The sequence below is a fragment of the Mycobacterium sp. genome (assembly GCF_019247615.1).
Taxonomy (GTDB): Bacteria; Actinomycetota; Actinomycetes; order Mycobacteriales; family Mycobacteriaceae; genus Mycobacterium.
The window spans coordinates 1-11,597 of sequence record NZ_JAFBAT010000205.1 but is presented as its reverse complement, the minus strand read 5'-3'; the positions used below and the strand labels follow the sequence as shown (position 1 = coordinate 11,597).

Here is an 11,597-nt window from a genome sequence, read left to right as displayed (position 1 = left end):
GACCTGCCCACCCAGAAGGAGATCTTCATCCCCGGCGGACAGATGTTCCGCGACCTGACCCGGCTATCGGCGGCCGGGATTCCCACGATCGCATTGGTTTTCGGCAACTCCACCGCGGGCGGCGCCTACGTTCCGGGGATGTCTGATCATGTCGTGATGATCAAGGAACGTTCGAAGGTTTTCCTGGCGGGCCCGCCACTGGTGAAGATGGCCACCGGCGAGGAGTCCGACGACGAATCGCTGGGCGGTGCCGAAATGCACGCCCGCATATCGGGCCTCGCCGACTATTTCGCCCTCGACGAGTTGGACGCGATTCGGATCGGACGCCGCATTGTCGCCCGGCTCAACTGGCGCAAGCAGGGGGCCGTGCCCGGGCCGGTGACCGAGCCGTTGTTCGACGCAGAGGAGCTGATCGGCATCGTGCCGGCGGACCTGCGCATCCCGTTCGACCCCCGCGAGGTGATCGCCCGCATCGTCGACGGCTCCGAATTCGATGAATTCAAGCCGCTTTACGGGTCGTCGCTGGTGACGGGCTGGGCCCGGCTGCACGGCTATCCGCTGGGGATCCTGGCCAACGCGCGCGGCATCCTCTTCAGCGAGGAGTCGCAGAAGGCGACGCAGTTCATCCAACTGGCCAACCGCTACGACACCCCATTGTTGTTCCTGCACAACACCACCGGGTACATGGTGGGCAAGGACTACGAAGAGGGCGGCATGATCAAACACGGATCGATGATGATCAACGCGGTATCCAACTCGGCCGTGCCACACATCTCGTTGATCATCGGCGCGTCCTACGGCGCCGGGCACTACGGCATGTGTGGCCGGGCCTACGACCCCAGGTTCCTGTTCGCCTGGCCCAGCGCCAAATCCGCCGTGATGGGCGGCGCGCAGCTGGCGGGCGTGCTGTCGATCGTCGCCCGCGCGGCGGCCGAAGCCCGCGGCCAGCAGGTCGACGAGGAGGCCGACGCCGCGATGCGGGCCGCCGTCGAGGGCCAAATCGAGGCCGAATCGCTGCCCCTGGTGTTGTCCGGAATGCTCTACGACGACGGCGTCATCGACCCGCGCGACACCCGGACCGTGCTCGGAATGTGTCTGTCCGCCATTGCCAATGCCCCGATCAAAGGGACGTCGAACTTCGGCGTCTACCGGATGTGAGCCATATGGAAATCACTCGAGTGCTGGTCGCCAACCGGGGCGAGATCGCCCGGCGGGTGTTCGCCACCTGCCGGCGGCTCGGGCTGGGCACCGTCGCGGTGTACACCGAACCCGACGCCGCGTCACCGCATGTCGCCGAGGCCGACGCCCGGGTGCGGCTGCCGAAGACGAACGACTATCTCAACGCCGACGCCCTCATCGGCGCCGCCCGCGCTGCCGGTGCGGATGCGGTGCACCCGGGGTACGGATTCCTCTCGGAGAACGCCGATTTCGCCGCCGCCGTGCACGCCGCCGGCCTGACCTGGGTTGGGCCACCAGTGGATTCGGTGCGGGCAATGGGCTCCAAGATCGAGTCCAAGAAGCTGATGGCCGCCGCCGGCGTGCCCGTGCTCGACGAGCTCGATCCCGACACCGTCACCGAAGCGCAGTTGCCGGTGCTGGTCAAGGCTTCCGCGGGCGGCGGCGGCCGCGGGATGCGGGTGGTTCGGGAATTATCCGCGCTGGCAGGAGAAGTCGCCGCCGCCCGGCGAGAGGCGCAGTCCGCATTCGGCGACCCCACCGTGTTCTGCGAGCGCTACCTGCCCACCGGACACCACGTGGAGGTTCAGGTCCTCGCCGATAACCACGGCACCGTGTGGGCCGTCGGGGAACGGGAATGCTCGATTCAGCGTCGCCACCAGAAAATCATCGAGGAGGCGCCGTCCCCGTTGGTGGAGCGCACACCCGGCATGCGGGCCAAGCTGTTCGACGCGGCCAAGCTGGCTGCCGGTGCGATCGGCTATGCGGGGGCGGGCACAGTGGAGTTTCTCGCCGATGATGACGGCGAATTCTACTTCCTGGAGATGAACACCAGGCTGCAGGTCGAGCACCCGGTCACCGAGGAGACCACGGGACTCGATCTTGTCGAACTTCAGCTCGCGGTGGCAGGCGGCGCTCGCCTCGACGCGCAACCACCTGCGGCGCAAGGGCATTCGGTCGAGGCGCGGCTCTACGCGGAGGATCCCGCTCATGGCTGGCAGCCGCAGGCCGGTGTGCTGCACACGTTCGCGATCCCGGGGGTCCGCGCCGAGTTCGGCTCGCTGGGGCATCGGACCGGAATACGGCTGGATTCCGGAATCGTCGACGGGTCGACGGTATCGATCCATTACGACCCGATGCTGGCCAAGGTGATCTCCTACGCTCCGACGCGTCGGCAATCGGCGCTGGTCCTGGCCGATGCGCTGGCCCGGGCCCGCGTGCACGGCCTACGCACCAACCGCGACCTACTGGTGAACGTGCTGCGTCATCCGGCATTCCTGGACGGCGCAACGGATACGGCGTTTTTCGACACCCACGGCCTGACGCAGCTGGCGGCACCGCTGGCCGACGACGCGGCCCTTCGGTTGTCGGCCATCGCCGCCGCGTTGGCCGATGCCGCGCACAATCGGGCAACCGCCAAAACATCGGGTGCGTTCGCATCGATCCCCGGCGGCTGGCGCAACCTGCCGTCGGGTTATCAGATGAAGAGCTATCGCGACGACGGCGGCACTGAGCATCGTATCGAATATCGCTTCAACAGAAGCGGTTTGGAACTTCCGGCGGACGATACCGTGCGACTCGTCGCGGCCGCGGCGGACGAGGTGGTGCTGAGCTCCCACGGCGTGGACCACCGTTTTTCGGTGCGGCGCTACCACGAACACGTCTACGTCGACTCGGCGCGCGGCCCCGTTCACCTGGTTGCGCTGCCACGCTTTCCCGAGCCCGGGTCGACCGTCGAAAAGGGCTCACTGGTGGCGCCGATGCCGGGCAACGTCATCCGACTCGGCGCCGCCGTCGGCGAAGCGGTCACCACGGGCCAGCCGCTGATCTGGCTGGAGGCGATGAAGATGGAACATACCATCACCGCGCCGTCCGACGGCGTGCTCGCCGAGCTCAACGTCGACACCGGCCAGCAGGTCGAAGTGGGCGCCATCCTGGCGAGGGTGGAAGCGCTCGCGCCGCGAAATGCGCACGAAGGAGATGCACAGTGACCGAAACCAGCTTCATCGACACCAGCTTCATAGAAAACCAGGAGCGCCGGGCGCTGCGCAAGGCGGTGGCCGAGTGGGCGGCCAACTACGGCGCCGAGTATTACCTGGAGAAGGCCCGCGCACACGAGCACACCACCGAATTATGGTCCGAGGCAGGCAAACTCGGATTCCTCGGGGTCAACCTCCCCGAGGAGTACGGCGGCGGGGGCGCCGGGATGTATGAGCTGTCGCTGGTCATGGAGGAGATGGCGGCCGCGGGCAGCGCGCTGCTGTTGATGGTGGTGTCGCCGGCGATTAACGGCACCATCATCAGCAAGTTCGGCACGGAGGAGCAAAAGAAGCGGTGGATCCCGTCCATCGCCGACGGCTCGTTGACGATGGCGTTCGCGATCACCGAGCCGGACGCCGGATCCAACTCGCACAAGATCACCACGACCGCGCGGCGCGACGGCGGCGACTGGATCCTCAAGGGGCAGAAGGTCTATATCTCCGGCATCGACCAGGCGCAGGCGGTGCTGGTGGTGGCGCGCACCGAGGAAGCCAAAACGGGCAAGCTGCGTCCGGCGCTGTTCGTCGTCCCCACCGACGCGCCCGGCTTCACCTATACGCCGATCGAGATGGAGCTGATCAGCCCCGAACGCCAATTCCAGGTCTTCCTTGACGATGTCCGACTGCCCGGTGACGCATTGGTGGGGGCCGAGGATGCCGCCATCGCGCAGCTTTTCGCGGGCCTGAACCCCGAGCGGATCATGGGCGCGGCCAGCTCCGTGGGCATGGGGCGGTTCGCGCTGAAGAAGGCCGTCGATTACGTCAAGACCCGTCAGGTCTGGTCCACGCCCATCGGCGCGCACCAGGGTCTCTCACATCCGTTGGCGCAGTGTCACATCGAGGTCGAACTCGCCAAGCTGATGATGCAGAAGGCCGCCACACTCTACGACAGCGGCGACGATGTGGGCGCGGCCGAGGCCGCCAACATGGCCAAGTACGCGGCGGCGGAGGCGGCCACCCGCTCCGTCGACCAGGCCGTGCAGTCGATGGGCGGCAACGGGCTGACCAAGGAGTACGGCGTCGCCGCGTTGCTCGCCTCCGCCCGGCTCGGCCGGATCGCCCCGATTAGCCGCGAGATGGTGCTGAACTTCGTCGCGCAGACGTCGCTGGGCCTACCCCGAAGCTACTGAGGCCTTGCCGTGGAACCCCGTGTCGTCGATTACGCCGGGCCGTCCGATGCGGGCGGCCCGTTCGCGCGGCTGACGCTGAACTCCCCGCAGAACCGCAACGCCCTGTCGACCGTTCTGGTCAACCAGCTGCACCAGGGGCTGCGCGACGCCGCGTCGGATCCGGAGGTGCGGGCGGTGGTGCTCGGCCACGCCGGCGGCACCTTCTGCGCCGGCGCGGACCTGAGCGAGGCCAGCGGCCGCGACCCTTTCGACACGGCCATCGCCCGGGCCCGAGAGCTGACGGCGCTGCTGCGCGCCATCGTCGAGTCGCCGCTTCCGGTGATCGCCGCTGTCGATGGGCACGTCCGCGCGGGCGGCTTCGGTCTGGTCGGCGCCTGTGACATCGCTGTCGCCGGTCCACTCAGCACCTTCGCGCTGACCGAAGCCCGCATCGGCGTGGCCCCGGCGATCATCTCGCTGACACTGTTGCCGAAGATGTCGCCGCGGGCCGCGGCGCGCTATTACCTGACCGGTGAGACGTTCGACGCGGTCGAGGCCGCGGCCATCGGACTGGTCACCATGGCGGCCGACGACGTGGACGCCGCGGTTCGCGGACTGGTTGCCGACGTGGGACGCGGATCGCCGCAGGGGCTCGCCGCTTCGAAGGCACTGACGACGGCCGCCGTCCGCGAAGCTTTCGACCGCGACGCCGCCCGACTGACCGAGGAGTCGGCCCGGCTCTTCGTGTCCGACGAGGCCCGCGAAGGCATGCTCGCGTTTCTGCAGAAACGCCGGCCCAGTTGGGCGCCCTAGTCGACACCTAGTTGCGCAAACGTCTAATGACCTCGAAGGTTGCAGTTTAGCCAACCCGCTTGCAGCAAAGCCGCTACGTCGTACGCTCGTGGATGATGAGCAACTCAGCGCAGCGTGACGCGCCCGATGCCAGGGATGCGCGCGACGAATCCGCACGTGCCGCCGACACAGATCGCATACAGCTCGCGCAGTTGCTCGCCTACGCAGCCGAGCAGGGCCGGCTGCAGCTCAAGGACTACGAAGACCGGCTGGCCAAGGCTTATGCCGCCACCACGTATCGCGAGCTGGATGACCTCAGGGCCGATCTGCCGGGCGCGCCGATCAGTCCGCGCAGGGGCGGCAATGTCAACCCGGCCCCGTCCATGTTGCTGCTGGCGCTGCTGAGCGGGTTCCAGCGGCGCGGTCGGTGGAATGTGCCGAAGAAGCTGACCACGTTCACCTTCTGGGGCAGCGGGGTCGTGGACCTGCGCTACGCCGACTTCACCTCGACCGAGGTCGACATCCATGCGATCTCCATCATGGGCGCGCAGAGCATACTGCTGCCGCCCGAAGTCAACGTCGAGATCCACGGGCGCGGTGTGATGGGCGGCTTCGACCAGAGCGTCGTGGGCCACGGCACGCCGGGCGCGCCGAAGGTCAAGATCCACGGCTTCTCGTTCTGGGGCGGTGTGGGCATCAAGCGCAAGGCCCGCAGAGCGCGCCGGGAGCAGTCGAGTTAGTCGGGCACCTCGCTGAACGTGTCCGCTTCGGGCCGGTCGTCTACGCCTCGCGTGTGAAGCCTGGGGCTTGCCGGTGGGCGCTAACGACGGCGTCGGGACCGCAGGTAGTCGCCGACCACGGCGGCACCGAGGCCGTCGAGATCGGGCACCACGACGCGCCCCTCGACGCGCCGGGCGACCTGGTCGATGAACCGCGCCAGGCCGGGATCGCTGCCCAGCCGGAAGATCGTCACCTGGGCACCGAGGCGGGCTATGTCGTCGAACCCCCGCACGGTATGGGCGATGGTGCGCGGATGAGGCGGGTAATCGAAGAACACCGCCGACCCTTCCCCGTCGAAGTCTTCCAGGTGCGCCGTCGGCTCGCCGTCGGTCACCACCAACACGACGGGCTGCGCGTTGGGGTGGCGGCGCAGGTGACGACCCGCCAGCGCCAACGCATGATGCAGATTGGTGCCCTGCTCGTAGACACCCTCCAGGCCCGTGAGCTCGGCGGCGGTCACCGTGCGGGCGTAGCGGCCGAAGGCGATGATTTGCAACGCATCTGAGCGGAACCGCGTACATACCAGATGATTGAGGGCGAGCGCCGTCTGCTTCATCGGCAGCCACCGATTCTCCATCACCATCGAAAACGAGGTGTCCACCAGCAGCGCCACCGCGGCCTGCGTGCGAGTCTCCGTCTCGGACACCTCGACATCCTCGACGGTGATCCGGATCGGGCCGCCGATGGTCGTCGTTCCCGCTTGCCGCAGCACCGCGTTGGTCAGACTGCGGGAGATGTTCCATGGCTCGGTGTCACCGAACTGCCAGGGCCGAGTCTCACCGGTCAACTCTCCGGCGGCGCCGGCGCGCCGATGATCACGCTCGCCGCGTCGGCCCGAAAGCTGTTGCGCCACATCATGTAACGCCGTCTCGCCCAGGCGGCGCATGGCTTTCGGGGACAGCCGCCATTGGCCATCGGAACCACGATCCAGGAAGCCCTGATTGACCAACGCGCGTTCCAATTCGGCCAGCGTCCGGGCATCGATGGCGGCCTGATCGCCGAGTTGACGTGCCAGCGCGTCGAGGTCGACGTCATCCATGGTGGCACCCGGATAGCTCTGCGACAGCTGCTCGGCCAGTTGCTCCAACTCGGCGATGTCGGACAGAGCTTGAGCGCCCTCGCCCATGCCGAACGGGTTGTCGCCGGAGAACTGCTGCGATCCGGTCCAGTCTTCGCCCGGCCGCGCTGCCTGCAGATACGTATCGAGCCGATTCAGTGCCTGCATCAGCGCCGGAGAGCCAAATGCCTGCTGCGCCAACGCATCCAACTCGGCACGCTGATCTGGACTCAGGCTGTTGCGGAAGCGCTGCGCGGCGGCGGCGCGCTTGGCCAATGAGTCCAGCAGCTCGTCGACGTTGCGCGGGTTCTCGGGGAAGAACTCGCCGTGCTTGTCCATGAAGTCGTCGAAGTCCTGCTGCGTGTCCTGGCCGCGGGCGTGCTTGTCGAGCAGGTCGTTGAGGTCATCCAACATCTCGTTGACGCGCCGGCGGTCCTCGTCGGTGGCGCCCTCGAGCGCCTGCTTCATGCCCGCGAAGCGCTGGTCCAGCATCTCGCGTCCGAGCAGATCCTTAATCTGCTCGTACTTTTCGCGTGCCTCGGCGCTGCGCCAGTTGTAGTCGGAAAGCTCCTGGACGGCCTTCGCCGGCGATGCCGGCAGCGCGTCCAGCTGCAATTCGCCAAACCGGGCGTCGTCGTCCAGCGCGCGGGCGAGCTCCTTGCGCTCGGCCAGCACCGCCTCGTCGAGCAATCGCTTGATCTCTTGTAGAGTGCCGTCTAAGTTGTTGCGGCGCAACAGCTCCCGTCGGCGTCGGTTCGCCTCGGCCGCCAATCGGTCGGCGCCGGGCATGTTCTTGGTGCCGCGGCGCAGCAACTCCGACAGCGCGCGGCGCGGCGAGGTGCCGGCCATCACGTCCTGACCGATCTGTTCGAGCGCCTCGCGCAGATCTACGGGCGGAGTCAGCGGGTCGGGCCCGCCGGTGTACGCCGAGTAGCGCGACGAATGTCCTCTCGAAACAGGTTTAGCCATAGACGGTTTGACCTTCGCCGGAAACCTTGTCGATTCGCTTGGCGAGATACAGCGCCTCCAGCGCCAATTCCAGGGCCGCGGCGCGCTCGCCCTCGGACTGCGCATGGAGCTTGGCCGCGATCCTGTCCACGACCGGCAGCGCCGGAACCGCGGCCAGCACATCCTTGGCGGATATCCGCTCGCCCGTCGTCACCGCCGAGCCGCCCTCCACGGCGGACACCAACGAACCGACGTCGATGCCGCCCAGGACCCTGGCCGCGGTGTCGGCGGTCGAGCGACGCAGGAGGTGCTCGAGCACGGCCTGTTCGCGGCCCTCTTCTCCGGACTCGAATTCCAGCTTGCCGCGCAGCACGTCGATCACCGTGCCGAGGTCGACCACCCGAGCGACGGGATCGGTCTCCCCCAGGATCGCGCCGCGGTGCCGCGCGGCGGCGGCGACGGTCTCGGCCGCCGCGATGGCGAACCGCGCGGACACCCCCGACCGCTGGTCGACGGAGTTCGACTCCCGCAGATACCGGGCGAACCGCGCGATGATCTGCATGAGATAGTCGGGCACCTGAGCGCTCAGATGCGCTTCCTGGACGATCACGCCCATCTCCGCGTCTAGCTCGAGCGGGTAGTGGGTCCGGATCTCGGCGCCGAACCGGTCCTTGAGCGGGGTGATGATGCGGCCTCGGTTGGTGTAGTCCTCGGGGTTGGCGCTGGCGACAACCAACACGTCCAGGGGCAGCCGCAGCGTGTAGCCACGGACCTGAATGTCGCGCTCCTCCATGACGTTGAGCATTGACACCTGGATGCGCTCGGCGAGGTCGGGGAGTTCGTTGACCGCGACGATGCCGCGATGCGCCCGCGGGATGAGGCCGTAGGCGATGGTCTCCGGGTCACCGAGGCTGCGACCCTCGGCAACCTTGATCGGGTCGATGTCGCCGACGAGGTCGGCGACGCTGGTATCCGGGGTGGCCAGCTTTTCGGTGTAACGCTCGCTGCGGTGTTTCCACGCGACGGGCAGATCGTCACCGAGCGTGGCGGCGCGCCGGATGGACTCCGGCGTGATGGGCCGGTACGGATGCTCACCGAGTTCGGCGCCGTCAATCACGGGGGTCCACTCGTCAAGCAATCCGACCAGCGCCCGCAGCAGCCGGGTCTTGCCCTGGCCGCGTTCGCCGAGCAGCACGAAGTCGTGTCCCGCGATCAGCGCCCGTTCCAGCTGAGGCAATACGGTGTCGTCGAAGCCCAAGATGCCCGGCCAGATCGCTTCACCTTCCGCGCCGTCTGCGAGGCGCGTCAACAGATTTTCGCGGATTTCCTGCTTGACCCCCCGCTCACGGTGACCGGCGGCACGCAGTTCGCCGACGGTTCGGGGAAGGTTGGTCGGTGATGGCACCACTCCACGCTACGCGTTGCGCGCACGTGTCACGCAGTCGAACGCTCGAACGTTCAGTGGGCCCTCAGTGGGCCCTCAGTGGGCCCTCAGTGGGCAAAGTGGCGCGCGCCGGTGAGGTACACGGTGATGCCGGCCTCGGCAGCCGCGGCGGTCACCTCGTCGTCGCGCACCGATCCTCCGGGGTGCACCACAGCCTTGACTCCCGCGGCGGTGAGCGTCTGGAGCCCGTCGGGAAACGGGAAGAACGCATCCGACGCCGCGACCGCGCCCCGCACCCGATCGCCGCCTCGTGCGTTGCCTCTTTCGACGGCCAGTCGAGCGGCATCGACGCGGTTGACTTGGCCCATGCCGACGCCGATGGTGGCGCCGTCGGCGGCGATGACGATCGCGTTGGACTTGACCGCACGGCAGGCGCGCCACGCAAAGACCAGGTCGGTGAGCGTCGCCGGGTCGGCCGGCGACCCGGTCGCCAGCGTCCAGTTCGCCGGGTTGTCACCATGGGCATCCAGTTGGTCACGTTGCTGTACCAGCAGCCCCCCGCTGATGGGTCGGAGCTCGGAACCTCCGGTCAGCGGCTCGGAGGCCGCCAAGACCCGGATGTTCTTCTTGCGCGTCAAGACTTCGAGCGCGCCCGGCTCGTAGGCGGGAGCGACGATCACTTCCGTGAAGATGGTGCCGACGTACTCCGCCATCTCGACGCTGACCGCCGCGTTGGCCGCGATCACCCCGCCGTAGGCACTCAATGGGTCGCATTCATGGGCTTTGCGGTGGGCATCGGCGACAGACACCGAAGAGATCGCAATGCCGCAGGGATTGGCGTGCTTGATGATCGCCACGCAGATTTGTTCATGGTCGAAAGCGGCCCGCCAAGCCGCGTCGGCGTCGGTGAAGTTGTTGTACGACATGTCTTTTCCGTGCAGCTGCTCGGCCTGTGCCAGACCTGGCCAGGCGCCGGGATCGCTGTAGAGCGCCGCCTGCTGGTGCGGATTCTCGCCGTAGCGCAGCATCGCCGCGCGGCGCCAGCTGCCGGCAAGCCACTGCGGGAACGCCGTGGCGGGATGTTCGGGTGCCAGCGTCGACTCCATCCAACCGGCGACGGCGATGTCGTAATCCGCGGTGTGCTGAAAAGCCAACGCGGCCAGCCTTTTTCGTTCGGTGAGGGTAAAACCGCCGGAACGCAGGGCGGCTAACACCCCGTCGTAGCCAAGCGGGCTGGTGACCACCGCCACGCTGGGATGATTCTTCGCTGCGGCCCGGACCATCGACGGGCCACCGATGTCGATCTGTTCGACGCATTCGTCGATGCCCGCGCCGGAATCCACCGTTTCGCTGAACGGATACAGATTGACGACGACCAGCTCGAACGCCGCGATCCCGAGCCGCTCGAGTGCCGCCTCGTGCTCCGGTTTGCGCAGATCGGCCAGCAGGCCGGCGTGCACATGGGGGTGCAACGTCTTGACCCGGCCATCGAGCACCTCGGGAAAGCCGGTGAGTTCCTCCACGCGGGTGACGCTGATTCCTTTTTCCGCAATGGTTTTCGCGGTAGAGCCGGTCGACACGATCTCGACGCCGGCGGCCGTGAGTCCCTGGGCAAGTTCGATGAGCCCCGTCTTGTCGTACACGCTGATCAACGCGCGCCGGATAGGCTTTCGCGGGTCGTAGGTGCTCATCGTATGGTTGCCTTTCTGCCGACCACTGTCATGCCGCGGCTCGCGATCGCCGCCACCACCTCGACCAACAGCCGCCGTTCGGTGACCTTGATGCGTTCGTGCAGGGTCTGTTCATCGTCGTCGTCGAGTATCGGGACGGCTTGCTGTGCCAGTATCGGCCCGGTATCCGTGCCGGCATCTACCAGGTGCACCGTACAGCCGGTGACTTTCACACCGTAAGCCAATGCGTCGGCCACTCCACGTGCTCCCGGGAACGCGGGCAGCAGCGCGGGATGGGTATTGACGACGCGTCCTGCGAACCGTGAAAGAAACTGTGGCCCAAGAATTTTCATGAAACCAGCGGAGACGACCAGATCCGGCGAGTGTGCGGCCGTGGCCTCGGTGATGGCCGCGTCCCAGGCCGCGCGGTCGGAGTAATCGCCGAGACGCACCGTGAACGCCGGCAGTGCCGCCGCCGTCGCCACCTCGGTGGCCCGGCATGCGCGATCCACGCCGACGGCGACTATGCGCGCGGGGTAGTCACCCGTGGCGGCTTCGATGAGTGAACCCAGCAGCGAACCGGTACCCGATGCCAGCACCACCACCCGCGCCGGCGCGCTCGGGGGCACGTGAAGCGGTTGG

Annotated in this window: 9 protein-coding genes; 5 read left to right on the top strand and 4 right to left on the bottom strand. The window is 67.4% G+C overall.

Going from position 1 to position 11,597, the window contains the following annotated elements; translation table 11 throughout:
* The 5 genes from JO059_RS14215 to JO059_RS14195 all read left to right on the top strand — a co-directional run.
* Positions 1-1,158: carboxyl transferase domain-containing protein (locus JO059_RS14215; RefSeq protein WP_293319725.1), on the top strand; the 1,158-nt coding region annotated here is incomplete at its 5' end.
* A gap of 5 nt (positions 1,159-1,163) precedes the next feature.
* The gene (locus JO059_RS14210) at positions 1,164-3,167 is read left to right on the top strand and encodes a biotin carboxylase N-terminal domain-containing protein (RefSeq protein ID WP_293319723.1); all 2,004 of its coding nucleotides are present in this window, start codon (positions 1,164-1,166) and stop codon (positions 3,165-3,167) included.
* Positions 3,168-3,181: 14 nt separating this feature from the next.
* Entirely contained in the window at positions 3,182-4,345 is a 1,164-nt protein-coding gene (locus tag JO059_RS14205) for an acyl-CoA dehydrogenase family protein (protein ID WP_293319729.1), read from the top strand.
* A gap of 9 nt (positions 4,346-4,354) precedes the next feature.
* Entirely contained in the window at positions 4,355-5,137 is a 783-nt protein-coding gene (locus tag JO059_RS14200; RefSeq protein ID WP_293319721.1) for an enoyl-CoA hydratase family protein, read from the top strand.
* Between the two features lie 95 nt (positions 5,138-5,232).
* Positions 5,233-5,856, top strand: a complete 624-nt coding sequence (locus tag JO059_RS14195) for a DUF1707 domain-containing protein (protein WP_293319727.1) — start codon at positions 5,233-5,235, stop codon at positions 5,854-5,856.
* Positions 5,857-5,936: 80 nt separating this feature from the next.
* On the opposite strand, the gene JO059_RS14190 is transcribed toward JO059_RS14195, so the two are convergent.
* The 4 genes from JO059_RS14190 to purN form a co-directional block, all read right to left on the bottom strand.
* Entirely contained in the window at positions 5,937-7,922 is a 1,986-nt protein-coding gene (locus JO059_RS14190; protein WP_293319719.1) for a VWA domain-containing protein, read from the bottom strand.
* On the bottom strand, positions 7,915-9,309 hold the full coding sequence (locus JO059_RS14185) for an ATP-binding protein (protein ID WP_293319717.1): 1,395 nt from the start codon (positions 9,307-9,309) through the stop codon (positions 7,915-7,917). The genes JO059_RS14190 and JO059_RS14185 overlap by 8 nt, the downstream gene beginning before the upstream one ends.
* Positions 9,310-9,392: 83 nt before the next feature.
* Entirely contained in the window at positions 9,393-10,976 is a 1,584-nt protein-coding gene (gene purH / locus JO059_RS14180) for a bifunctional phosphoribosylaminoimidazolecarboxamide formyltransferase/IMP cyclohydrolase (protein WP_293319715.1), read from the bottom strand.
* Positions 10,973-11,597: phosphoribosylglycinamide formyltransferase (purN, locus tag JO059_RS14175; RefSeq protein WP_293319713.1), on the bottom strand; the 625-nt coding region annotated here is incomplete at its 5' end. The genes purH and purN, both read right to left, overlap by 4 nt.